The sequence below is a fragment of the Geomonas agri genome (assembly GCF_020179605.1).
In the GTDB taxonomy this organism is placed as follows: domain Bacteria; phylum Desulfobacterota; class Desulfuromonadia; order Geobacterales; family Geobacteraceae; genus Geomonas; species Geomonas agri.
Window position 1 is genome coordinate 204,978 of the sequence record NZ_JAINZO010000001.1, and the last position, 25,099, is coordinate 230,076.

Sequence of the window (25,099 nt, forward strand, 5' to 3'; positions counted from 1 at the left end):
TTATGCTAGTGCTCTGGCCGGATGACCGGCTATTGCAGACAGGGGGGCATCATGGAGGTTCAGGTCGTATCGGTTCGTTACCGCATCCCGCTCACGGAAAACCAGACACAGAAACTGCGCCGCACCTGGCCTAACGGCGACCCGTTCTACCCCTACGAAAAGATGGAACGCTACCTGGAACCGCTCCTGGTCGAGGACCTCAACTGGCACCACTACTCGGGAAACTACCTCTACTTCACGGTCTACGGCGACGAGATCGAGGCGACCCTGGCGGACGCGCTCAAGGTGTTCGAGACGAGACTGGCTCTCCTGGAGGGGAAAAAATGACCCGCACAACGTTGACGCTATCCTGCCTGCTGATCCTGCTCCTTTACTGCACGGCACACGCCGAACCGGCCGACCTCGCCCAGCAGATTCTCGCCGAGACCAACGCGGCACGCCAGCACCCACAGCGCTACGCACAATACATCCGCGACTTCAAAAAGTACTTCATCGGCAAGGCGTATCGCCTGCCGGGATCGCTGAACATGGTGATGACGTCGGAAGGGAAGGGGGCACTGAACGAGGCGGCACAGTTCCTGTCACGCCAGCGCCCGCTGCCGGCACTGTCCTGGTCGCCGGGACTGGCGAAGGCGGCGGCGGACCTGGTGCGGGAACAGACTGTTTCGGGGGAGACGGGCCACGACGAGCGCGGCGACATGAAGAAGAGGATCGCGAGGTACGGCTCCTGGCGCTCCTCGTTCGGGGAGAACATCAGCTACGGACCGGACACGGCCAGGCAAGTGGTGATGGGTTTGATCATCGACGACGGGGTCCCCGACCGGGGCCACCGGAAGAATATCTTCGACCGCTCCTTTGGGACCATGGGCGCTGCCTGCGGTCCGCATCCCCGCTACCGCACCATCTGCGTCATGGACCTGGCCAGCGATTTCCAGAGCCGGTAGCGCCGGCGCAACCTACCCCTGGTTGACCAGGAGCGCGAGGCTCAGCCGGTTGCCGGCGGGGAGCTTGCCGTAGATCGAGGTGAGGTGGGCCTTCACGGTGCGCTCCACGATGCCCATGTCAGCTGCGATTTCCAGGTTGGTTCTTCCCGCCGCCACCATCTCGGCCACCTTGCGCTCGGTCGGGGTCAGGGGGGCCAGGACCTGGTCGGCATTTCTCGCTTTTCCCGTCGCCGCGCCGTTCTGCGCAGCTTCCAGGATCAACTGCTGGATCACCTGCTGTCCCATCCACACCCCACCGCTTGCTACCGCGCGCAGCGCTTCAAGAAGGTTGTCACGGGCGATGTAGCTGTTGGCGTATCCCACGATGCCAACCTTCAGGAAGGCGAGCCCCTCCTCGGGGTCGGGACGGTCCGAGAGGAGAAAGATCCGGGCCTTGGGTGCCGCAGTGCGCAGTTCTGCGCAGGCGGCAACGTCCACCAGCTCGCGATGCAACAGCACCAGATCGAACTCTCCCGTTGCAGCCAGCTGCTTCAACTCGCCGAAGGTGCGGCATTCCCTGACCTGGTTACCTTCCGCGACCAGACCCTGCCACCTGTTGGACAGGGATCCGTTGGCACTTGCCAGCAGGATCAGCATGTAATCACCTCTCGCGCAACGCCGAGTACTTCGCCTTGAGAATCGGTTTCAGGAGATAGGAGAGGATGGTTCGCTTGCCGGCCAGGATGTCCACCGTGGCCACCATGCCCGGGATGATGGGGAGCGGCTTGTCCTTGGTGCCCAGGTAGTTGCGGTCGGTCCTGAGGGTCACCGTGTAGTAGCTCTCCCTGGTTTTCTCGTCGATGATGCTGTCGGCGCCGATCTGCTCCAGGCGCGCCTCCAGGCCGCCGTAGATGGTGTAGTCGTAGGCGGTGAACTTGACCATGGCCTTCTGGTTCGGCTTCAAGAAGGCGATGTCGGCCGGCTTGATCTTGGCCTCGATGAGCAGGGTCCCCTCGGTGGGGACGATCTCCACGATGTTCATGCCCGGCTGGATCACGCCACCGATGGTGTTGACCAGGATCCGGTTCACGGTGCCGTTCACCGGGGAGCGCACCAGGGTACGGTCCAGCCGGTCCTTGAGCGCCAGCGACGAGGCGGCTTCCTCGCCGACCTTGGCCACGGTGTCGTTGTACTCGACCTTGGCCTTGTTGGCGAAGTTAAGACGCAGCTCCTTCATGGCGGCGTAGCTCTCGTCGATCTTGGCCTGGGTGCGCGGGATGGACTGCTTGATGGTCTCGATCTCGCCCTTCATCTCGCTCGCCTTGCGCTCGAGCTGCAGCAGCTCCATGTCGGAAACCGCCCCCTTGGCGACCAGGGGCTTGGTGATGTTGATCTCTTTCACGTACAGTGCGTAGGTCTGGTTCAGCTCTCGCAGTCGGGTGTTCAACTCCCTCAGCTCGCTCTGGCGCTGGTCAATCTGCGACTGCTTCACCTCGAGCGCGTGCTTAAGCTCGGAGCGGCGCGATTCGAAGAGGGCCCGCTCGCTGGCGGCGATGCTGGCCGGGACGTCGCTGGGCATCGAGAAGCTGCCGCTGCCAGCCGCTTCAGCGCGCAGGCGGGCCGCCTTGGCCTTGTCGGCGCCGGATTTGGCCTGGCTCTGCTCCAGCGAGGAAATGAAGCGGGTCTCGTCGATTTTCAAAAGGAGCTGTCCCTTCTTGACCGTGTCCCCCACCTTCACGTGCAGCTCGGAGAGGATCCCCCCTTCGAGGTTCTGGATCACCTGGACCTGGCTGGCTGGGATCACCTTCCCTTCGCCCCTGGTGGTCTGCTCCACCTCGGAAACCGCCGCCCACCCGATGAAGATGACGAAGAGCGCCAGCGTGGCCCAGAGTATGGCCCGGCCGCCGCGCGGGGTCTGCACCAGGATCGAAGTCCTGATGTCGGTGACGTAATCGACGTCGTCTTCGGGCATCCTGCGGAATACCCCGTTACCCTTGTTGTTGGCTGCTTTTATCTCCACGTCGTATTCTCCGCTAGATGTTCAGGTGCCCGCGCTGCAGCGCTTCGAGGACGGTTGCCTTGGGGCCGTCGGCGATGACGGTGCCGTTGTCGATGACTATGATCCGGTCCACCAGCTCCAGGAGCGAGGCGCGGTGCGTGATGAGGACCATGGTCTTCTCGCGAGCGTTCTCGGCCAGGTGGTTCTTGAGCCTCACTTCGGCGCGGCTGTCCATGTTGCTGGTCGGCTCGTCGAAGACCAGAACCGGCGGGTCCAAAAGGAGCGCCCGCGCGATGGCCACGCACTGGCGCTGTCCGCCAGAAAGGCCGCGGCCGAACTCGCCTACCTCCATGTCGAAGCCCATCGGGTGTTTCTTGACGAAGTCGCCGACCCCGGCCAACTCCGCCGCGCGCATGATGGCGTGGTCGTCGATATCGGCCGCACCAAGGGTCAGGTTCTCGCGCACGGTCCCCTTGAAGAGCGAGATGTCCTGCGGGACGTAACCCACGTAGTGCCTCAGTTCCGCCGGGTCGATCTGCCTCAGATCAGTGTCGTCCATGGTGACCATGCCGCTGGCCGGCTCGAAGAGCCCCAAGAGGAGCTTACCCAGCGTGGTCTTGCCTGAGCCGATGGGGCCGATGACGCCGACCTTCTCGCCGGGGGCGATCTGCAGGGAGATGTTGTTGAGCGCGTTCACCGTCTGGCCGGGGTAGGCGAAGGTGAGCCCCTTCACCCCGATCCCCCCCTTGAAGCGTGGACGGTGCAGGAATGTCTTGCCGGCCGGGCGCTCCACCGGGAGTTTCATGATGTCGTCGAGAGCGTGGTAGGCCTCCTTGGCGCGGTGGTAGCGGGTGGCGAGGTTAGCCACCTGGGCCACCGGCGCCACTACCTGCCGGGACAGGATCACCAGCGCCACCAGACCGCCCTGGGTCAGTTCGCGCATGGCGATGGCGTACACCCCGGCCACCACCAGGGCAACCACGGCCAGGTTCTGCACCAAGTAGGAGACGTGGTTCACCGAGGAGGAGAGGAAGCGGGAACGGGCGCTCCAGGTGGAGATGTAGCTGACGGCGTCCTCCCAGCTTCTCTGCACGTGGGACTCGGCTCCCAGCATCTTCACCGTCTCCAGTCCGGCGAGCCCCTCGACAAGGATGGCGTTTTTCTGGCTCGACGCGGCGAAGGTGTTCTCGACGGCGCGGCGCAGCGGCGCCTGGATGCAGGCGGAGTAGATGAGCATGAGTGCGATGCTGACCAGGAAGATGGTGAGGATGGCGCCCCCGCCGATGTACCAGATCACGATGAGCCCCAGGATGACGAAGGGGAGGTCGATGACGGCGGTGATGGAGAAGGAGGTGATGAAGTCGAGGATGGTCTCGAACTCACGGAGGTTGTTGGAGAAGGAGCCGATCGACTGGGGGCGCGCCTCCAGGCGCAGGTTCAAGACCCGCTGCAAGAGCAGCGAGGAGATCTTCAGGTTGGCCTTCTTGCCCGCCTCGTCGACGAAGTAGCCGCGCAGCCCCTGCATCAGCACCGAGAAGAGGTAGACCACGCTGACGCCGATGGAGAGGACCCATAGGGTCTCGTAGGCGCTGTTGGGAATGACCCGGTCGTACACGTTGAGGATGTAGAAGGTGCTGACCAGGGCGAAGACGTTGATCAGGAAGGAGGCGATGAGGACGTCTCGGTAGATGCGCCAGGAGGAGGTGATGGCACTCCAGAACCAGTTCCCTTTCCCTTCGTCGCGGGTCACGCTGGTCGACTTGCCGATGCGGTAACGGGGACGGACGAAGATGGCGAAGCCGGTGTAGAGCTTCTCCAGTTCGGCCCGGGTCACCGTTCTCTCGCCGGTCCCTGCCTCGGGAATGAGGATCCTGAAGCTGTCCTTCTCCGGGAGCCGATCCACCACAGCGCAGGCCTGCCGGTTGTGCAACAGCAGGATGGCGGGGAGCTGCAGCTGTGAGATGCGCTCCAGGGGGCGCTTCACCAGCCGCGAGGAGAGCCCGGCGCGCTCGGCGCAGCGGGGGAAAAGCTCGACGGTGGTGCGGTTTTGCACCAGGGGGAGGCCGGCGGTCAGCCCCGTGCGCGACGCCGGCAACCCGTGCAGCTTGGCCACCAACAGCAGCGAGTCGAGAAGGGGGTCATCGTGGCGATCGCTGTCTTCGCCCACGTTCCACTGTGCTTCTAGTTTACGGTTTTCAGTCTCTGGCACGTCTGCTCCTCAAAGCTTTATAAGGGGGCCGCTGAAATGAGTGGGAAATATTCTAGCATAATACCTTTCACATTGGTAAACGTTTTGCGTTATACTTGCGGCTGTCATCCCAGTGTCAATAACTAACAGCTACACTGTCATTCAGCCGGGTCAAAGAAAGGATACTCCATGTTTTACGTAGAAAGAGACGGCGAGGGCAAGATCGTCGCCTTGCACAAAAGCCCCGCCGCGTCGGCCACCGAACAGAAACCCCCGATGGACGAGGAGGTGCTCGCCTTCTTGAACGAGGCCGGGGCCTGGGGGGAGGCGCTTGCCTTTTCCGACGCGGCCACGGTGCGCGTCATCGAGGACCTTGTCGACCTCCTGGTCAAGAAGAACCTGATCAACTTCACCGAACTCCCCGAACAGGCTCAGCAGAGGATCAAGGCGCGCCAGAGTCTGCGCGAGAAGATCTCCTCCACCGACCTGTTGGTGCACGACATCATCTGACGGTGGGGTAGGAGGCCAGGGGCTGCGGCCTGCCGAAGAAGTACCCCTGCATGCCGTCCAGGTTGAGCTCTTTGAGGATGGCTGCCTGCGCCTCGCTTTCCACCCCTTCGGCCACCACCTTGATGTCGATGCTGTGTGCCACGCTGCACAGCGACGCGACGTAGAACCTGCTGTCGTTCTCCCCGCCGGAGAGTTCCCCGGTGTAGGCCCGATCGATCTTCACGTATTCCGGGTGCAGGGACTGCAGGTAGCCCAGCTTGGAGAAGCTGCGGCCGTAGTGGTCGAGGCCGATGCCGTGGCCGCAGGCACGGACCGCGGCGCCGAACTCCCTGATGTTCTGCAGGTGCTGCACCGCAGCGAATTCGGAGAACTCGAAGCTGACGCGGGGGGTGCCGGTCGGCAGCGCCTTTAAATAGGCGTAGAGCCAGTTGCGGAAGGCCTCATCCTCCAGCGAGGTGGGGGAGAGGTTGATGGCGAGCCGTTCCACTCCCAGGCGGCGGTAGTCGACCTTCAGGGCCTCCTCGATAACCATGCGGTCGATGGCGGACACGAGCTTCAGCCGCTCGGCGACCGGCATGAACAAGGCGGCGTCCAGCGCCTTGCCGTCCTCCTGCAACACGCGGGCGAAGAGTTCCAGTTGCAGGAGCTTGCGCCCCGGCCCGTTCTCGATCACCCCCTGCGCGTCGAGCCTGATGCGCCTCTCCTCGAGCGCCCGTACCAGGGCGTCCTTCCAGTGCTGCTGCCCCTGCGGCAGCGTCTCGGTTTCCCCGGTAACCGCCCTTACTTCCCAGCTGTTGGGCCCCTTTTGCAGCGCCGCGGAGAGCGCCAGGTCCGCCTCGGCCAGAAGCCTGGTCAGCGTGGTGCCCCCCTGGTAGGTAGCAACACCCAGGTGGCCGATGTCGTCGGTGAGCGCGATCTTCTCCATGGCGACGCGGCCCAACTGCGTAGTGATCTCGGTGGCGATGATGGCCCCTTCGGCAGGGGAGACGTTGGGCAGGAAGATGCCGAAGTCGCCGCCGGTGAGGCGGGAGAGCGCGGTGTCGGCGTAGGCGTTGACGGCGCTCTTCAACAGTGCGGCGACCCGCTTGACCAGCTCGTCGCCCGCCTGCAGCCCCTTCTTCTGGTTCAGTGCCTCCAGGCCGTGGATGCGCAGCAAAAGAAGCAGCCCGCAGCCGTTTTGCTCCTGGCGGCCGAGGTCGGCGTTGACCTGGCTCTCAAACAGGCGCCGGTTGCCCAACAGGGTGACCGGGTCCTGGTAGGCGCGTTCCTGGAGCCCCTCGGCCGTGGCCGCCTGCTCCTCGAACATCTCCTTTACCTTCACCGTCATCCGGTTCATCGCCTCGACCACGCTTTTGAACTCGCGGGTGCGCGGCAGGGTCTCCTGGAGCTGGTACTCCTTGCGGCACAGGGCGTCGGCCTGGCGCTCCACCGCGGCCAGGGGCTTCAGGAGGATCCTGAGCCCTACCGCCGCCGCCAGCAGCAGGAAGGCCGCGCAGGCGGCGAACCAGATGGTCATGCTGATCACCTCGCTCCACAGGGTCGCGTAGGCGTAGCCGGGATGACTCTTCACCAGGATGGTCCCCCCCTGGTTCCACCCTGCCATCACGTCCGAGGCGGCCTCCGGGGTCTTCAGCGGCACCAGCGCCACGAACCACTGCGGCACGTCCTCGACCCGGACCGGGAGGGTCCGCTCGATGAGCACCTTGCCGCGCGGATCGGAGTAGGTGATCTTCTGGTAGTAGCCCCGGTCGAACAGGGCGCTGATCATACCCTCCACCACGGTGAGGTCTTTCTGAGCCACGTGGGGTGAGATGGAGAGCGCCAGCGAGGTGGCGGTGTCCTGCACGTGGGATTCCAGCTGGTTGGTCAGGAAGGTGCGGGTGTTGGCCAGCTTGGCGTACCAGGTGCCGGTGAACAGCAGCAAAAAGAGCACGACCGTGAAGATGATGAGCTGTCGATACAGTGTCATAGGGTTACCCTTGGTCCGTTACAGTTTGTTCTCGGACATCTTTTGCAGAAGGTCCTGCCACAGCCTGAGCCGGCTGGATTTGCCGGCGGCCTTGCCCATCCCCCTTTGCTTGGCGAGCCACAGCCCGGAGCCGTTGAAGCTCAAAATCGGCATCAGGTCGTTGCGCTTGGAGGCGTGATCTATGGAGTCGACCAGGTTGTCGAGCACGAGCGGCTCGGCCTCGGGGGTGCTGTAGTAGGTGAGTACCATGTGGTGGACGTTGAGGCGCAGCGCTCTGACGTAGGTGATGCGGAGCTTGTCGTCCTCCACCCCCATCGCTTTCAGGGTGAAGTACTTGGCGATGGCGAAGTCCTCGCAGTCCCCCGCCCCCTTGGCCAGAAACTCGATCGGCGTGGCCCAGTAGTCCTCGACCCCCCAGACTTCCCAGTCGCTGGCGAAGCGGATCCTCTCGTTGAAGAAGCGGTTCACCTTGTCGAGCTTGTCCCGGTCGGTGTGGCTCTTGTCCCGCGCGATGAGCTCCTCCCACGCGGTCAGGCGGCGCAAGGCTTCCCTGCCGTACTTCCTCTCGGCCGTTTGCAGCACCGAGCGGTCGACGCTGAAGTTGCCGGCGGGGAGCACGGTGCCGGTAACAACAAGCGCTGCCAGCACGGCGGCCAGGGAAAGCGATGTCAGTCGTTTCAGGTAGATGCCCACGTTGATCCCGGCGCAGATGCCCTTTCTTTAAAAAAAAGCCCGGACCGTCCCTAAAGGTAGCGGCGATCCGGGGCTCTATCATACAGTGCGCTCTCGGGATAGTCTACGGCGTTCCGGCGGCCGTGGTCACCTTACCGTTGTAGTCGGGAGCCTGCAGCCCCAGGGTGGGGAGCAGGCGGGACATGCCGTTCAGCACCCGGAACTCGGCGTAGCGCTGGTCGTACTGTGCGTTGACCAAGCTCGCCTTGGCGTTGATCAGCTCGGCCTGGGTGTCCAGAAGGTCAAACATGGTCCTTCTGCCGATGGACCACTGGGCGGCGAAGGCGTCGGCGGTCTGGCCGGCGGCCTTGACGTAGTCCTCGAGGTACTTGATGCGCTCCTGGGCGGAGCGGTTGGCCTCCCAGGAGAGACGGATCGACTGCACCGTCTGGCGCTTGGTGTTCTCGAGGATTTCCTCCGCCTCGTACACCTCGCTCTGGGTCTGGCCGATGCGCGCCTTGTTCCAGCCGCCGTTGAGGATGTTGAAGGTGAGGGTGGCGGTGCCGAGGAACTCCTCGCGCTGGCCGGGGAGGTCGTTGTAGTCCTTGAGCCAGCGGTAGTCCAGGGCCACGTCGAGGCTCGGGTAGAGCAGGCTCTTGGCCGCCTCGTGCTGCGCGGTCCTCTCCTGCACCCCTTCGCGGGCGGACTTGAGCGCCTGGTTACCGCCGACGGCCAGTTCCTCCGCCTCGTCCTTGTTCTTCGGGAGCAGCGCCACGACCGACTGCGGTTCGGTCAGTTCGCCGGGGACGTAGCCGATCACCGCCTGGTAGTCGGCGAGGCTGTCGGAGAGGTTGGCCTGGGCCGCGGCGAGGTTGCTCTCGGCGAGCGCCACGCGTCCCTTGACCTGTTCGAAGTCGGCGCGGCGGTCGACGCCGGACTCGCTTCTCAGCTTCACCTGGTCATGGATGCGCAGGTGGTTGGTCAGGTTCTCTTGGGCCAGCGCCAGCAGTTTCTCGCTTCTCAATACGTTGATGTACACCTTGGAGGCCAACAGGGCGTTGTTCTCGGCGGAACTCCCCAGTTGGTACTGCTGGGCACGGGCCCGGGCCTCCTGGCGCTCCACTTCGCTTTGGGTGCCGAAGAAGCGGAAGACGTTCTGACGCACGCTCACGATGGCCGTGTTGGGGTAGACGGTACCGAAGGTCGGCTCGTGCTGGCGGGTCACCCCGGCTGCCAGCGAGACGTCCATGGTGGGGAGATAGCCGGCCTTGGCCTGGCGCACTTCCTTCTCCCGCGCCACCTTGTTGTAGTAGTTCGCCCTCACTTCCGGGTTGGAGCGCAGCATGTACTGCACCGCGTCCTGGAGCGTCTCCGCCTGGGCGGCTGCGACTCCGGACACCAACATCCCCAATGCCAATACTGTCACTAATTTCTTGTTTTGTGGCATAGCACCCCTTCCTGTGGTCTCATATTAATTGAAACAAATTAAAATAACTCAATGTATATGCGGTTGATCCATTATATACCGAGTAGTTGCTAATGTCGATACACATATTATGTTCGAATAATAAATTTGCAAATACTATTTTTTATGTCTAATATATGTCCCGCCGCGAGCCAAACATAAAGAATCAGATGGCATTTGACACGGCGGAATTTAATAGTAGCTTAATAGTACCTTTTGGCAAGCCCGTGAGAGTAAAGCAGTAATTTAATGCAATCTAATAAAACCCAAACGGAGAAGAAGATTTGAAACGACATGCATTGGTGATGATGGCAATGGCGTTGCTTCTCGCCTCCCGTCCCGGTCCGTCGGCGGCAGCCGACGCACCGCCAGGAGGGAGCCCGGCAAGCAACAGGGTGGGGACATTCTCGATATCCCCTATGGTCGGTGGGGTTTCCTTTGACGGGGAACAACACCTTGAAACCGCGCCGGTATTTGGCCTGCGCGCCGGCTACAACTTCACCCGCAACCTGGAGGCGGAGGCGCTCTTCGACTACGCCAAGACCCGCTCCACGCTCACCGACAGGACCACGGACTTCCTGCGCTACGGGGCGGACCTGCTGTGGAACTTCCAGCCCGACGAGAAGTTCGTACCCAACATCGCCGTTGGGTACGCCGGCAACCAGCTGAAGTCGGACACCAAGGGTGCCTTCGACTTGGGCGCCGGCTTCAAGTACTTCGTGACCGAGGACATGGCCTGGCGCGGCGACGTGCGGGGCATCTTCATCGACAACAAGATCGATCGCTACGCCATCGAGTACACCACCGGGATCTACATCCCCTTCGGTGTGACCCCGCCGGTGGCGAAGCTCCCGGCACCGCCGCCGCCACCTGAACCGGTAGCGCGCCCGGTCCCCGCGGCGCAGCCGACCCTTAACCTGACGGTGCCGCCGCCGGCACCGGTACCGGTGGCCGCTCCCGAGGTTTCGCTCACTGCCGCTCCCGACAGCATCAAGAAAGGCGAGAAGTCGGTGCTGACCTGGCAGAGCAAGCGGGCCGACAATTGCGAGATGCGCCCCGAGGTCGGCAAGGTGGCCGCCAGCGGTTCCACCACCGTCAGCCCGGCGGCCGACACCATCTATACCATCACCTGCCAGGGCAAAGGGGGCACCGCTTCCGCAAACGCCTCGGTCATGGTGGCACAGCCGGCGGCAGCGGAGAAACGCTTCTGCAACCAGCCCGCGGTGCTGATGATCAACTTCGACACCGACAAGTGGAACGTGAAGCCGCAGTACCACGCCGAGCTGAAGACGGTGGGCGACTTCCTGAACGAGTTCCCCGAGGCCCACGGCGAGATCTCCGGCCACACCGACGGAACCGCCAGCGTCGCCTACAACCAGAGGCTCTCCGAGCGGCGCGCCCAGTCGGTGCGCGACTACATCGTCAAGAACTTCAACATCGATCCCAAGCGGCTCACCTCCAAGGGGTACGGCAAGTCCCGCCCGGTAGCCACCAACAAGACCGCCGTGGGGCGCGCTAAGAACCGTCGCATCGAGGCCAACCTCGTGTGCGAGAAAAACGGTGCCCCGAAGGGAGCGGCAGCCCAGCCGGCAGCAGCCTCCAAAGCTGCGGCGAAGCCCGCAGCAAAGAAAGGTGCTACTGGAAAAAAGCCGTTAGCCCTGGTGCCAGCGCAAGGTAACGTCGCCAACAGCGACGTTGCCCCTGCACAACGCCAGGGCGAACCCGAAGCACGTTTTTTCCCGCAGGCCGCCGATCCGGGTGTGACCGCATCCGGATCGGCCCTCCTGCCCGCAGCACAAAGAAAGGGGGAAGAGGAACCACGCTACTTCCCCCAGGCAGCAGCAGCCGAAGTGAAGGAGGGGGCTGTGTCCCCTCCGCTTCCCCCGGCCAAGCGCCAGGCACCCGACATGGCTGCCTACCCGGACCAGCCGCCTCAGCAGTCGGTGCCGGCGGTACCGGTGCCGGGTAGCGTCCCGGCGGCGCAGATGGTGCCGTCCCCCGGTCCCCTGGTCGATGGAGCCGCGCCGGCGGCCATGATCGCCAAGGCGCCGACACCGCCGGAGCTGCCGGCGGCACAAAGAATGAAGCAGGCAGCCCTGCCTACCCCCGATACCCCCGCCACCGCAGCGCCGAACGCGCTCCCCGCCCCCTCCGTCGCGCCGGCCGCACCCGAACAGGCTGCCGCTACCGAAGCAGCATCCGTCGCTTCCGCACTCAGAAAGCAGGAGCCCGAAGCACCGGCTCCCGATGAAGCGCCCTTCGTGCTCAAGGCCACCACCCCCACCCCCGTGCCCGATGGCCGGATCGCCCTGACCGGCATCACCATCGACAAGGACGGCCTCAGCCTGTACACGAGCGGCAAGGTGAGCGAATTCAGCCTGATCACCATGGTTGAGCCCTTCAGCCTGGTCATCGACCTCTACGGCGCGGTAAACGGCATCGGCCTTCCCAAGGCGCCGGTGGAGAAATTCGACCTCACCAACGTTCGTTTCAGAGAGTTCCCCGACCACCTCCAGATCACCCTCGACGCCGGCCGGGAGGAAATAATCCCCTACCGCAGCTTCAAAACCGACACCGGGTTGAGGATCAATATCAAGCCGAGAAGCAGTCACCACATAGGCCCCTGACGCGGCGCGCAGGCGCGCACCCGGCAGCGGCTCACGATACATGCTCTAAGTAGCTCATCCGTAAGGAGGAGTCTGACATGGACCACGGTATTGCATTGCGATGGAAACAGGCTGTCGTAGTGACGGGATTGGTGTCTCTTCTGGCCGCGCCGGCGCTTTTTGCCGCCGAGGCGCAGCCCCCCGCCCCCCCGCAGGAAGCACCCACCGAGCAGGCGAGCGACCTGGGCCTCGAGCTCAGGTTACAGACGGTGAAGAAGGACCTCCTGGTCATGCTCAACTTCGCCGAGCACTTCATCGCCAGCGGCGAGACCAAGACCGCCGCACAGCTGCAGGCACCCCTCGACGACTACCTAAGGCGCCACGCCGACTACCTGGTGACCCAGGCGGTGGACGGCTCCAACATCGAGATGACCCAGCTTTCTGCCGAGATCGCCCTGGTGAAGACGCGCCTTCTGATCGTGCTCAACTACCGTGACGATGCCGGCAGCGTGCTCACCGAGATGAAGTCGCTCTACGCTCCCTACCAGAAGATGTCGGTGCAGATCCAGGGCAAGACCACCACGCTGGACGAAGCCATCCGCCAGTTGGACACCGACCTGGCACGCATCGCCAAGAAATAACCGCCAAGGAGCCGCCACCATGGACATTCTGGGCCTGATCACCATCAACCCCAACAGCTTCAACATCTGGTCGCTGAGAGTCTCGCTTACCCTGACCACCAGCATCTTCATCATCGCCATGATCCTCGCGGTGCGGGCTTTCCAGCACGCCAAGGCGCTGGACCACAAGCACCTGGACAGCGTCAAGGACCAGCACGCAACCCCTGGGGACACCCTTTCCGAGAGCGTTGCCAAGATGCTTTGGGCCACCAGCCAAAGCGACAACACCACCGGTGCGGCGGCCCCCAAGGAGTTCCTCTACGACGCGACCCGCGAGGTGGCACAGAATAACTTCAACGGCACCTTCGTAAACCGCATCTACATGTGCGCCAACCTGCTGCCTCCTATAGGGCTGTGGGGGACCGTTGCGGGGATGATCGTCATCTTCCTCTACACCGGCGACCCGGGGAGCGCCATCAACAACGGCGCCATCGGGGCGAAGCTGTGGTCCACCTACTTCGCGCTCATGTACTACGTGCTGTTGCAGGCCATCTGCGTCGGCCTCGACGTGATCGCCAAGCGCTCCATCAACCGCGGCCTGCAGGTGAAGATCTAGGAGGGGACCATGCGCTCGGTGGGAACTTCGAGGAACCAGTGGCTCATCTCGTTCACCGACGTCGCCTTTTTGCTGCTGCTGGTGTTCACGCAGATGGCGCGTATGGACACCTCCAGTAGCCAAGTGGCGGAGATGCAGCTCCCCGCACCGGTGGTGGCCAAGAGCCCCGAGCTGGTGGCGATGCAGTCCAACCCCGACTACCACCAGCTCCTGGTGGAGAAGCACGGGGCGAAACCGTACCGGCTGGCGCACATCGTGCGCGGCAAGGAGGCGGCGCGCACCGACCCGCTTTGCTATGACGAGCTTTGCTCGGCGCTCAAGCACCTGCAGGGAAACCGGGAGCAGCCGCGCCCGGTCGTGGTGCCGCTGCCCGAGTCTTACAGCAGCGACCTTCTCTCCGCGGCGGCGGTGGTGAGCAAGTACTGGAGCTCCAACGGCCTTGCGGTGGTGCACACGTCACGTACCGGGGACAAGCCATGACCCTGCGCATCCAGAACGCCTGCGGCCACGGCGGCACGCGGCTTCGGCACATCCTGGTCTGCGCCGAGCACGAACTGCGCCCTCCGGTGCCATTGTGGCTGCGCCTGGTGGTGGTGACTGCGCTGGGGCTGGTGGCATTGTGTGTGAGCCGCTTCCAGATGCCGGGGGCGCCGGTCTCCAAGCGCACCATCATGGACGTGAGCCGGCTGGAGCTGCAGGCTCCCCCGGCGCACCCGAAGCAGGTGCCCCCCATGGAGAAGCCGGTGGTGGCGCAGCAAAAGCCGCGCACCGTGTATGCGCTGGACGTGAAGCCGCCGCAGTACCGCCCGCCGGTATCGGTGGACCGGGAGCATCCAGGGGAGCCCGGGCGGACGAAGAGCGCGCCGCTTCGGCACGAACTGGACTACTCCGCGGAGCAGCCCCGCCCCGCCATCGCCCGTTCCTACGGCTACCAGAGCGGATCGGAGGTGTACATGTACCCGACGGTATCCCGGGAGCGCAAGGGGACGGAACCGTTCGACCTCGCCGCGGGCGATGCCGCCGCGCGGGTCCCGGCCACGAGGTTCAGGAAGGAAGCGAGTGCCGAGGTGGGGGCGCGGCCGACACCCAAGAGCACCTACATCTACCGGGTGCGGGGTGGGCCAGTGAGTGCCGTTGCCGTCGACGACCCGGTCGCCCGGCCGCAGCGCCCGATTCGCGCCGTCGAGGTGGGGGGGAGCGCAGCGGCACCTCGAGTGGCGGCGGTCAGGAGTGCACCGGAAGTGACCATCGAGGAGCCCAAGGGGGCGCAGCCCCTGACGGCACGGCAACGCAGCAAGAGCCCCGCCGGAAGCGGAGCGGGCGGGTCTGAAGTGGCACTGGCGCGCGGAGTCTCGCTGATGAGCCTCAAGATCTGCGACAGCGCGCTGCAGCAGGAGGAAGCGATCAAGGCGGTTTTGAGCGTGGTAGGAGCGCGCGCAAGCTGCACCAGTGACAAAGGTGAGTTCCAGTTCAAGGGGACCAAACGCGTATCGTCCTTCAACCTCATGATCTACCCGTCCAGGGGACGAGAGCCATCCCAGCGATGCGAGGAGTTGGATTATGCCTACGACTGCCTTAAGAAGAACTGACGCCAGACGGATCATCGCATTCATCTTCTGCTGCCTGCTGTGCCTGCTGATGGCGGCCGCCCCCTCCTGGGGCGCCCAAAAGAAGAAGCACGCCGCACCGGCCAAGAAGCAGTATAAAACGGCCGCCGTAGCCGCCCCGGCCGCCGCTCCCCAGGTCAAGGAGTGGGGGCCCTACCTCGACGTCGCCTACGAGCTCACCTACTGGGACAAGAACGAGATCAAGGAGTGGCGTGAAAAGCGCGACCAGGAGATCGGCGAAACGCTTGCCTCCTACATCGCCACTTGGAACGGCAAGCTGATGGCGGTGCAGAAAGGGGAACAGCCGCAGTTGTTCCGCGACCGGGACTACCTGCGCCTCGCCATTGCCCAGACCATCGATTACCTGCAAACCGACGCCCCGGAGAGCCTGGCAGCCGCGGCCAAGACCATGGAGAGTCTGAAGGGTAAGGCATCCATGCCCGAGGTTGCCTACTGGTCCGGCATGGTGAAGGCGCTGCAGGCACTGGAGCGTGATGACGCCGACGACTTCGTCACCCAGGTCTACGGCATCTGGAACGGATCGATCCTCTACATAGAGAAGAACGAAATTGCCACCGGCGCGACCAGCGGCAGCGTCCCTACCAACACCCCCTTCTACTACCGCAACCTGATCAGCCTGGTAGTGAACCGGGCCATCATCGCACGGAAGCTGGACGGTCTTAACGCGCTGGGGCCCCTGTTCGTGATGATGAACGAGCGCAACCTCGGCGAGAAGGACAGCGAAGGGAAGTACACCAAGACCCTGGTGCAGCGTATCGTGGACGGGCTGAACGCGCCCGACTCGGACCGCTTCCGGCTGAACTTCACCGTCGCCGCCATCGAGTCCAAACGCCTGCAGCAGGTGGCAAGCGCCAAGCTCGATGCCGAGGGGATGACCGAGGCGGTTCAAAAGACCTACGAGCGGGCCAGGACCTACAACGACCTCTGCTTCAAGTGGGCGGCGGGCCCGAGGTCGAGCGGCGTGGTCATGGCGGCGGTGGACTACCTGGACATGACCAGTTTCGCCATCCCGCGCCTGGCCGACAACGAGAACGCGGCCGCCTACAAGTTCTTCGCGACGCTGCCGGACCAGGAGGGGAGGAGTGCCCTCCTGAAGTCGATGGCGATCTTCAACGACATCGCGCCGTATTCGGCGGGGGGGTGGGAGCGCGCCGGCTACCAAAGCCGCGAGCTGTATCTCAAGTCGGCGCACCGGCTCTGGCGGGCCATCATGGAGCTTGCCCTGTGGACCGGCGACTTCTACCTGGTCAAGCTGAACACCACCCAGGACTCGCAGAATATCCAGAGTTACGCGACCTCGATGCAGATGGCGCTCAATTCCTACCTGAACTTCCTCACCGCGCAGCAGGGTAGGGGATACAACGACGTGATCCCGGATTCCGCCTACTTCGGTGCCTTCGAGGCGAGCGACAAGGTTTCCTACGCCTACCGCAAGGTGAGTGAGTTCAGCACCGACAACGGCGCCTACAACCTGTGGTTCACGCACCGGCTCCTTTCCGCCGAACTGTTCCCGCTTTCGTTGCGTGAGGTGCGCCAGACCTCCGCCACACTCAAGAAGGACGGGCGCTACAACCTGTACCTCGACTACTACCTGCCGCTGGCCAGTCGCATCAAGCAGTCACCGGCGATCAAGAAGTGGGTGAGCGCGCAGCGCCCCGAGACGGCGACGGCGAGTCTTGCTTACATCACCGCTATCGACAAGCTTTTTGCCGGCACCGCGGCCGCCGACGCGCCCTCGGACACCCAGCTGATCGCATCGTTCCAGAGCATGCGCGAAGAGATGCAGAGGAATCCGGACCACCCGACCCACAACCTGTTGAAGCTCTTCTACCTGGAGGAGATCCAGAAGAACTCCAACTTCACCAAGCTGGTCAAGGAGCCCAACCGTCTGGACCGGCCATTCTAATGCAGTCTTAAAAGTGCCGTACGTGCCCAGCGTCCCTCGCTGCCCACCAAGCGACGTCCGCGAACAAGCGTCCCCCCCTTTTGCGAAGGGGGGACAGGGGGGATTTAGCTCTGGATTTGCCTCCCCCCTAAAATGATAAAAAGCCCTCCATGTCACGGAGGGCTTTTTTTTATCCCATGCTTGGCATTCGCCTAGACACAGGTAATATATCCACTCTCATTGTGCTTTCAGGCGTCATGTTAAAACAAAGTGAGATTTATGTAATCTTGATCACTATGTCAGTGTAGTACCAAGGTACAATAGACATGCTTTACCCTCAGAGATATCTTTACCATAACCAAATTTAGCAGCTCCCTCTCACGCCTCACTATCATAGATACAATGGAGAATGGTCATGGCACAGAACAATCAGGCAGCAGGGCACCAGGTGGTCGGTAAGGTTGTCATTCTGTACGGCACGGTGAAAGCTATATCCCCCGATGGCGCGGTTCGTCTGCTCATGCCGAACAGCCCGATCTTTGCCGATGACCGCATCGTCACCGAGAGCGACGGCAGCGCGTCCATCGTGTTCGACGGCGCGCAGGGGAACCAGCTTGACCTGGGCCGGATGATGAACGTCACCATCGACCACGACGTTTACGGCACCGTCATGTCGGGTGATACCACGGATACCACCGCCGAGGTGGCCCAGATCCAGCAGGCATTGCTTACCGGCGATCAGCCCATCGAACTGGAAGCCCCGGCAGCCGGCGGCCCCGCCGATGCCGGCGGTACCCACCCGGTCTTCATCGTTACCCCCACCGGCGAGGAGGTTCTCCCCACCGGCGGCGTCACCACCACCGGTGTCACCTTCGGGACGACTGGGACCCTCGATTCAGTCATTACCACGGTTCCAACGCCGCCGCTCACGGCAACCATAACCGTCAATCCCATTACCAGTGACAACATCGTCAACAACGTCGAAGCTACCGGCCAGATCCCTGTCTCCGGTACCGTCGGAGGCGATGCCCACCCGGGTGACACGGTCACCATCGTGATCAACGGCAACACCCATACCGGCACCGTTGCCGGCGACAACTCCTACATCATCAACGTACCGGGATCCGAACTGGTCAACAACCCGAACCAGGTCATCACTGTCAGCGTCACCACCACCGGGCCCAACGGCAATACCGCCACCGCGGTCGTCACGCCTACCTACACGGTGGACACGACCACGGCTGACATCCACATCACGAGCATCGCCGGTGACAACATCGTCAACAACGTTGAAGCGGGCAATGCCAACGTCCCGGTGACCGGTACCTTTGGCGGCGGTGTTCATGCCGGTGATGTCATCACTCTCACCGTCGGCGGCCAGACCTACAGCCACACCGTGACCGATGCCGATGTCAGCAGCCACAGCTTCATCGTCAATGTTTCCGGTGCGGACCTGACCAACAACGCAGGCCACGCCATCACCGCTTCGGTATCGACCACCGATGTGGCTGGCAGCACCGCGAGCGCCAGCGACACCGCGGGTTACACTGTCGACAATACCACCGCGGAGATCAGCATAACGAGCATCGCCGGTGACAACATCGTCAACAACGCCGAGGCGGGGAGCACGACTGTCCCGGTAACCGGCACCATCGGTGGCGGAGTCCATGCCGGCGACGTGATCATCCTGACCATCGGGGAGCATACCTACACCCACACCGTCACGGACGCCGATGCCGGCAGCCACAGCTTCACCGTGAACGTTCCCGGCAGTGACCTGACCGGCAACGCGGGGCACCAGGTCACTGCCTCGGTGACGACGACCGACGCGGCAGGGAGCACGGCGAGCGCCTCGGCCGTTGGTGAATATACCGTCGATTCGACGGTTGAGACTCACGTCGATACCGCTCACTCTGTCGGCAGCGTCGACGAGGGCGCCTTGGCCGGGGGGAGCCATCCCGGTACCGGCTACATCGCCGAGGGGAGCCTTGTTTCCAGCGGCGGTACCGGTTCTTACACCTACGCCCTGGTGTCCGACTCGGTCGCGCACGAGGGTACCCTGGTCATCGACCCGGCCACTGGTCATTACACCTACACCTTGAATGGTCCGACGCTCACCAACAGCCCGGATACCTTCACCTACCAAGTGACCGACGCCCACGGCAACACGGCGACCAACACGGTTACCATTACCATCGCCGATGACGCTCCGATCGCTAACGCCGACAGCGGCAGCGTGGTCGAAGGCGCAATCCTGTCCGGCAGCGTGGTCGGCAACGACATACCGGGCGCCGACGGCTCCGTCGTCGTGGTCGGTGTGGCGGCAGGCGTCAGTGCGACGGCGGTGAGCGGCCAGGTGGACAGCGTCATCACCGGAGCCCACGGCACCTTGACCCTGCATGCGGACGGCAGCTACGACTACCACGCCAACCCGAACAGCGAGAACACCAGCGATACCTTCACCTACACCATTCAGGATGCCGATGGCAGCAAGTCCACCAGCACCCTGACCGTCAACCTGACCGATAGCGGCCTCCATACCCAGCTCGATACGCTCACTTCCGTCACCGGTGTCGACGAGGGCGCCCTTCCGGTGGGGAGCCACCCGGGCAGCGGCTACATCGCCGAAGGGAACCTGATCTCCACCGGCGGCGCCGGCCCCTACAGCTACGCGCTGGTCTCCGACTCGGTAGCCCACGAAGGGACCTTGGTCATCGATCCGGCTACCGGGCATTACACCTACACCCTGAGCGGCCCGACCGGCACCAACACCCCGGATAGCTTCACCTACCAGGTGACCGACGCGTACGGAAACACGGCGACCAACACGGTGACCATCACTGTCGCCGATGACGCGCCGGTGGCCAACGTCGACAGCGGCAGCGTCATGGAAGGGGCGACCGTGGCTGGCAGCGTGGTCACTAACGACGTCCCGGGTGCCGACGGTGTGGCCCCCGGCTCCATCGTCGTGGTAGGTGTGGCGGCAGGCGTCAGCGCGACGGCGGTGAGCGGCCAGGTGGACAGCGTCATCACCGGTGCCCACGGCACCTTGACCCTGCACGCGGACGGCAGCTACGACTACCACGCCAACCCGAACAGCGCCAACACCAGCGACACCTTCACCTACACCATCCAGGATGCCGACGGCAGCAAGTCCACCAGCACGCTGACCGTCAACCTGACCGACAGCGGCCTGCATACCCAGCTCGATACGCTCACTTCCGTCACCGGTGTCGACGAGGGCGCCCTGCCGGTGGGGAGCCATCCGGGCAACGGCTACATCGCGGAAGGGAACCTGGTCTCCACCGGTGGCGCCGGCTCGTACACCTACGCCCTGGTCTCCGACTCGGCCGCCCACGAAGGGACGCTGGCCATCGACCCGGCTACCGGGCATTACACTTACACCCTGAGCGGCCCGACCGGCACCAACGCCCCGGACACCTTCACCTACCAAGTGACCGACTCCAACGGCAACACCTCGACGAACACGGTGACCATCACCATTGCCGATGACGCGCCGGTGGCCAACGTCGACAGCGGCAGCGTGGTGGAAGGCGCGTCCGTGTCCGGTAGCGTGGTCGCTAACGACGTACCGGGTGCCGACGGTGTGGCCCCCGGCTCCATCGTGGTGGTCGGCGTGGCGGCAGGCACCAGCGCCACGGCGGTCAGCGGCCAGGTGGACAGCGTCATCACTGGCGCCCACGGCACCCTGACCCTGCACGCGGACGGCAGCTACGACTACCACGCCAACGCGAACAGCGCCAACACCAGCGACACCTTCACCTACACCATCCAGGACGCCGACGGCAGCAAGTCCACCAGCACGCTGACCGTCAACCTGACCGACAGCGGCCTGCACACCCACGTCGACACGCTCACTTCAGTCACCAGCGTCGACGAGGGCGCCCTGCCGGTGGGCAGCCACCCGGGCAGCGGCTACATCGCGGAAGGGAATCTGGTCTCCACCGGCGGCGCTGGGTCTTACACCTATGCCCTGGTCTCCGACTCGGCCACCCACGAGGGGACGCTGGTGATTGATCCGGCCGGGCACTACACCTACACCCTGAACGGCCCGACGCTCACCAACAGCCCGGACACCTTCACCTACCAGGTGACCGATGGGGAGGGGAATACCTCGACCAACACGGTGACCATCACCATCACCGATGACGCGCCGGTGGCACAGATCGACAGCGGCAGCGTGGTTGAAGGCGCGACCCTTTCCGGCAGCGTCGTCACCAACGACATCCCGGGAGCGGACGGCTCGATCGTCGTGGTAGGCGCTGCGGCCGGTGTCAGTGCAACGGCGGTCGCCGGGCAGGTGAATAGCGTCATTACCGGCGCCCATGGCACCCTGACCCTGCACGCTGACGGCAGCTACGACTACCACGCCAACCCGAACAGCGACAACACCAGCGACACCTTCACCTACACCATCCAGGATGCTGACGGCAGCAAGTCCACCAGCACGCTGACCATCAACCTGACCGACAGCGGGCTGCACACCCAGGTCGATACCGTTCATTCCGACACCAGCGTCGACGAGGGCGCCCTCTCCGTTGGCAGCCACCCTGGCAGCGGCTACATCGCCGAAGGGAACCTGATCTCCAGCGGCGGCGCCGGCTCCTACAGCTACGCCCTGGTTTCCGACTCCGCGACTCACGAAGGGACCCTGGTCATCGACGCCAACGGGCATTACACCTACACCCTGAACGGCCCGACGCTCACCAACAGCCCGGACACCTTCACCTACCAGGTCACCGACGCCCATGGCAACACCGCCACCAACACGGTGACCATCACCATCGCCGATGACGCGCCGGTGGCGCATACCGACAGCGGCAGCGTCATGGAAGGCGCGACCCTCTCCGGCAACGTGGTCGCTAACGACGTACCGGGCGCCGACGGCGTGGCCCCCGGCTCCATCGTGGTGGTCGGTGTGGCGGCAGGCGTCAGCGCGACGGCGGTGAGCGGGCAGGTTGACAGCGTCATTACCGGCGCCCACGGCACCCTGACCCTGCACGCGGACGGCAGCTACGACTACCACGCCAACCCGAACAGCGACAACACCAGCGACACCTTCACCTACACCATCCAGGATGCCGACGGCAGCAAGTCCACCAGCACCCTGACCGTCAACCTGACCGACAGCGGGCTGCACACCCAGGTGGACACCGTTCATTCCGACACCAGCGTCGACGAGGGCGCCCTGCCGGTGGGCAGCCATCCGGGTACCGGCTACATCGCCGAAGGGACCCTGGTCTCGACCGGCGGCGCCGGCTCCTACAGCTACGCACTGGTCTCCGACTCGGCGACTCACGAAGGGACCCTGGTCATCGACGCCAACGGGCATTACACCTACACCCTGAACGGCCCGACGCTCACCAACAGCCCGGACACCTTCACCTACCAGGTCACCGATGCCTACGGCAACACGGCAACCAACACGGTGACCATCGCTATCGCCGATGACGCGCCGGTTGCCAACACCGACACCGGCAGCGTGGTGGAAGGCGCGACCCTCTCCGGCAGCGTGGTCACTAACGACATCCCGGGCGCCGACGGCTCCATCGTCGTGGTGGGAGCTGCCGCCGGTACCAGCGCGACGGCGGTAAGCGGGCAGGTCGATTCCGTGATCACCGGTGCTCACGGCACCCTGACGCTGCACGCCAACGGAAGCTACGAGTACCACGCCAACCCAAACAGCGAGAACACCAGCGACACCTTCACCTATACCATCCAGGATGCCGACGGCAGCAAGTCCACCAGCACCCTGACCGTCAACCTGACCGACAGCGGGCTGCACACCCAGGTCGACACCCTCACCTCCGTCACCAGCGTCGACGAGGGCGCCCTGCCGGTGGGTAGCCATCCGGGCAGCGGCTACATAGCAGAAGGGAACCTGGTCTCGACTGGCGGCGCCGGGTCTTACTCCTACGCCCTGGTCTCCGACTCGGCCACCCACGAGGGGACCCTGGTCATCGATGCGGACGGGCATTACACCTACACCCTGAACGGCCCGACGCTCACCAACAGCCCGGACACCTTCACCTACCAGGTCACCGACGCCAACGGCAACATCGCCACCAACACGGTCACCATCACCATCGCCGATGATGCCCCGGTGGCCAACGTTGACAGCGGCAGCGTGGTGGAAGGCGCGGCCCTCTCCGGCAGCGTGGTCACTAACGACATCCCGGGCGCCGACGGTTCCATCGTCGTGGTCGGCGCAGCCGCAGGCGCCAGCGCGACCGCAGTGAGCGGCCAGGTGGACAGCGTCATTACCGGCGCCCACGGCACCCTGACCTTGCACGCCAACGGCAGCTATGAATATCACGCCAACCCCAACAGCGCGAACACCAGCGACACCTTCACGTACACCATTCAGGACGCTGACGGCAGCAAGTCCACCAGCACGCTGACCATCAACCTGACCAACAGCGGGCTGCACACCCAGGTCGATACGGTCCACTCCGACACCACCGTTGACGAGGGCGCCCTGTCTGTCGGCACCCACCCAGGTACCGGCTACATCGCAGAAGGGACCCTGATCTCCAGCGGCGGCGACGGCTCCTACACCTACGCCCTGGTGCCCGACTCGGCCACCCACGAAGGGACCCTGGTCATCGACCCATCCACCGGCCATTACACCTACACCCTCAGCGGTCCGTCGAGCAGCGACAGCCCGGATACCTTCACCTTCCAGGTAACAGACGGCCACGGCAATACCGCAACCAACACCCTCACCGTAACCATCACTGATGACGCGCCGGTGTTGAATGTCACCAACGGTATCTTCCAAAACACCGGTGACACCGACACGACTGCTCATACCGGCGGCACCATTGTCGAAGGCACCCTCGCCACTATCGGTGCCGATCTCAACAATGCGCATGTAACGCTGACGGGGACTCCGCCCAGTGGCCTTACCTCCTATGGCCAAGCTGTTACCTACAGCGTCTCGACGGACGGTTCTACCATCCATGCCACGGCCGACGGCCATGAGGTCTTCACATTGACCGCCCACTCGGATGGTACGTACACCTTCGACCAGCACCAAATGCTCGACCTCGCGGTACTGAACAGCAACCTGCAGGGGAGCATCGGGGCCGGCGGACCGCAGACCGCCTTCTACGTCTACACCGACGGCTCTTCCGGGTTCGATGCCACCGCCAAGCCGTGGTCCCTCCAGATCACCGCCGACGGCCACAGCGTCAACCCGAGTACCCAGGGGATGGGGGTCGACAACAACTGGTTGAACCTCACCAGCAACGCCGGCACCACCGAAACCCTTCACTTCAACTTCGACAATGAAGGGGCCAGCGGTGCGGCTAACTTCGCCTACCAGGCCAAGATCGGGATTAACGATCTCGGCGCCGGCGAGAAGATCGTTTGGGATGCGACCTACACCGATGGGGCAGGACACACTTACACCGACCATGGCGAAGCGACCACCAGCAGCCTCGACTCCACGGGTCACCTGGTGTTCACTGCTCCGCAGAACAACATGTACATTGACCACATCGACTTCACCGGCGGTGCCGGCGCTGTGAGGGTCACTTCCTTCACCGCGTACACCATCGACACCAACGTGACCCAGACTCTGAACTTTGGCTTCACCGCGACCGACGGCGACGGCGATCATGTCTCTGGCAACTTCAGTCTCCTGGCCCAGAACGGTTCCACCCTCACCGGCGACAGCAGCAACAATGCACTTGGCGGTGGCCATGGCGATAACGTCATGTCTGGTGGGGCTGGGGCTGATATCTTTACGGTGAACGGCGGTAATGACACCATAAAAGACTTCACCGCCCATGTGGACAAGATCGTTATCGAGCAAACCCACACCGATGGCCTGTTCCAACACACTGATGGATCCAACACGGCCACTCTGACGATCACCAATAACGGAACCCAGGTGGGGACTGTTACCTTTGAAAACGTCACCGACGCAGGTGCTCTTTTGGATTCGTTGATTCACAACGATCCCAAAATCCATAGCTAGGATTCGGTGACTG

16 protein-coding genes are annotated in these 25,099 nt (G+C 63.6%); 10 read left to right on the forward strand and 6 right to left on the reverse strand.

Translation table 11 applies throughout. The annotated features are described in order from the left end of the window. Positions 1-51 precede the first annotated feature (51 nt). On the forward strand, positions 52-327 hold the full coding sequence (locus K7R21_RS00980; RefSeq protein WP_224981359.1) for a hypothetical protein: 276 nt from the start codon (positions 52-54) through the stop codon (positions 325-327). Further along, entirely contained in the window at positions 324-944 is a 621-nt protein-coding gene (locus tag K7R21_RS00985) for a CAP domain-containing protein (RefSeq protein WP_224981360.1), read from the forward strand. The genes K7R21_RS00980 and K7R21_RS00985 overlap by 4 nt, the downstream gene beginning before the upstream one ends. Before the next feature lie 12 nt (positions 945-956). Here K7R21_RS00985 and K7R21_RS00990 read toward each other — a convergent pair whose 3' ends face one another. Genes K7R21_RS00990 through K7R21_RS01000 form a run of 3 tightly spaced genes read right to left on the reverse strand, consistent with a single transcriptional unit; the run spans position 957 to position 5,131 of the window. Further along, complete coding sequence (locus tag K7R21_RS00990) at positions 957-1,580, reverse strand: response regulator transcription factor (RefSeq protein ID WP_224981361.1); 624 nt, start codon at positions 1,578-1,580, stop codon at positions 957-959. A 4-nt stretch (positions 1,581-1,584) separates the two neighbouring features. Next, positions 1,585-2,943, reverse strand: a complete 1,359-nt coding sequence (locus tag K7R21_RS00995) for an HlyD family type I secretion periplasmic adaptor subunit (protein WP_224981362.1) — start codon at positions 2,941-2,943, stop codon at positions 1,585-1,587. A 13-nt stretch (positions 2,944-2,956) separates the two neighbouring features. Continuing rightward, positions 2,957-5,131, reverse strand: coding sequence for a type I secretion system permease/ATPase (locus tag K7R21_RS01000; protein WP_224981363.1), 2,175 nt, complete (start codon positions 5,129-5,131; stop codon positions 2,957-2,959). Between the two features lie 168 nt (positions 5,132-5,299). Between K7R21_RS01000 and K7R21_RS01005 the strand changes: the two genes are divergently transcribed. Further along, the gene (locus tag K7R21_RS01005) at positions 5,300-5,620 is read left to right on the forward strand and encodes a hypothetical protein (RefSeq protein WP_224981364.1); all 321 of its coding nucleotides are present in this window, start codon (positions 5,300-5,302) and stop codon (positions 5,618-5,620) included. Here the strand turns inward: K7R21_RS01005 and K7R21_RS01010 are convergent. The 3 genes from K7R21_RS01010 to K7R21_RS01020 all read right to left on the reverse strand — a co-directional run bounded on the left by K7R21_RS01010 (position 5,613) and on the right by K7R21_RS01020 (position 9,660). Next, complete coding sequence (locus tag K7R21_RS01010; protein ID WP_224981365.1) at positions 5,613-7,589, reverse strand: bifunctional diguanylate cyclase/phosphodiesterase; 1,977 nt, start codon at positions 7,587-7,589, stop codon at positions 5,613-5,615. The genes K7R21_RS01005 and K7R21_RS01010 overlap by 8 nt on opposite strands. An 18-nt stretch (positions 7,590-7,607) precedes the next feature. Beyond that, positions 7,608-8,282 (reverse strand): transglutaminase-like cysteine peptidase, encoded by a 675-nt coding sequence (locus tag K7R21_RS01015; RefSeq protein WP_224981366.1) that lies wholly within the window; start codon positions 8,280-8,282, stop codon positions 7,608-7,610. Positions 8,283-8,385: 103 nt separating this feature from the next. Then, positions 8,386-9,660 carry a TolC family outer membrane protein gene (locus tag K7R21_RS01020; RefSeq protein ID WP_224981367.1) on the reverse strand — a complete coding sequence of 425 codons (1,275 nt, stop codon included), beginning with the start codon at positions 9,658-9,660 and terminating at the stop codon, positions 8,386-8,388. Between the two features lie 350 nt (positions 9,661-10,010). On the opposite strand from K7R21_RS01020, the gene K7R21_RS01025 reads away from it, so the two are divergent. The 7 genes from K7R21_RS01025 to K7R21_RS01055 all read left to right on the forward strand — a co-directional run bounded on the left by K7R21_RS01025 (position 10,011) and on the right by K7R21_RS01055 (position 25,086). Then, a complete protein-coding gene (locus tag K7R21_RS01025) occupies positions 10,011-12,353 on the forward strand; it encodes an OmpA family protein (protein WP_224981368.1) in 2,343 nt (780 codons plus the stop codon). 77 nt (positions 12,354-12,430) lie between these two features. Continuing rightward, positions 12,431-12,973 (forward strand): hypothetical protein, encoded by a 543-nt coding sequence (locus K7R21_RS01030; RefSeq protein ID WP_224981369.1) that lies wholly within the window; start codon positions 12,431-12,433, stop codon positions 12,971-12,973. 19 nt (positions 12,974-12,992) lie between these two features. Beyond that, complete coding sequence (locus tag K7R21_RS01035; protein WP_224981370.1) at positions 12,993-13,568, forward strand: hypothetical protein; 576 nt, start codon at positions 12,993-12,995, stop codon at positions 13,566-13,568. 9 nt (positions 13,569-13,577) lie between these two features. Beyond that, positions 13,578-14,048: a hypothetical protein gene (locus K7R21_RS01040; RefSeq protein ID WP_224981372.1), complete on the forward strand. Its 471-nt coding sequence runs from the start codon at positions 13,578-13,580 to the stop codon at positions 14,046-14,048. Next, positions 14,045-15,157: a hypothetical protein gene (locus K7R21_RS01045; RefSeq protein ID WP_224981373.1), complete on the forward strand. Its 1,113-nt coding sequence runs from the start codon at positions 14,045-14,047 to the stop codon at positions 15,155-15,157. The genes K7R21_RS01040 and K7R21_RS01045 overlap by 4 nt, the downstream gene beginning before the upstream one ends. Further along, positions 15,129-17,102 (forward strand): hypothetical protein, encoded by a 1,974-nt coding sequence (locus K7R21_RS01050; RefSeq protein WP_224981375.1) that lies wholly within the window; start codon positions 15,129-15,131, stop codon positions 17,100-17,102. Before K7R21_RS01045 ends, K7R21_RS01050 begins: the two co-directional genes overlap by 29 nt. Before the next feature lie 394 nt (positions 17,103-17,496). After that, on the forward strand, positions 17,497-25,086 hold the full coding sequence (locus tag K7R21_RS01055; RefSeq protein WP_224981377.1) for a retention module-containing protein: 7,590 nt from the start codon (positions 17,497-17,499) through the stop codon (positions 25,084-25,086). Positions 25,087-25,099 lie beyond the last annotated feature (13 nt).

Excerpts from the sequence above, each read along its gene's own strand:
- K7R21_RS00980 (WP_224981359.1), top strand. The coding sequence starts at position 52 with ATGGAGGTTCAGGTCGTATCGGTTCGTTACCGCATCCCGCTCACGGAA.
- K7R21_RS00985 (WP_224981360.1), top strand. The coding sequence starts at position 324 with ATGACCCGCACAACGTTGACGCTATCCTGCCTGCTGATCCTGCTCCTT.
- K7R21_RS00990 (WP_224981361.1), bottom strand. The coding sequence starts at position 1,580 with ATGCTGATCCTGCTGGCAAGTGCCAACGGATCCCTGTCCAACAGGTGG.
- K7R21_RS01005 (WP_224981364.1), top strand. The coding sequence starts at position 5,300 with ATGTTTTACGTAGAAAGAGACGGCGAGGGCAAGATCGTCGCCTTGCAC.
- K7R21_RS01010 (WP_224981365.1), bottom strand. The coding sequence starts at position 7,589 with ATGACACTGTATCGACAGCTCATCATCTTCACGGTCGTGCTCTTTTTG.
- K7R21_RS01030 (WP_224981369.1), top strand. The coding sequence starts at position 12,431 with ATGGACCACGGTATTGCATTGCGATGGAAACAGGCTGTCGTAGTGACG.
- K7R21_RS01035 (WP_224981370.1), top strand. The coding sequence starts at position 12,993 with ATGGACATTCTGGGCCTGATCACCATCAACCCCAACAGCTTCAACATC.
- K7R21_RS01040 (WP_224981372.1), top strand. The coding sequence starts at position 13,578 with ATGCGCTCGGTGGGAACTTCGAGGAACCAGTGGCTCATCTCGTTCACC.
- K7R21_RS01045 (WP_224981373.1), top strand. The coding sequence starts at position 14,045 with ATGACCCTGCGCATCCAGAACGCCTGCGGCCACGGCGGCACGCGGCTT.
- K7R21_RS01050 (WP_224981375.1), top strand. The coding sequence starts at position 15,129 with ATGCCTACGACTGCCTTAAGAAGAACTGACGCCAGACGGATCATCGCA.
- K7R21_RS01055 (WP_224981377.1), top strand. The coding sequence starts at position 17,497 with ATGGCACAGAACAATCAGGCAGCAGGGCACCAGGTGGTCGGTAAGGTT.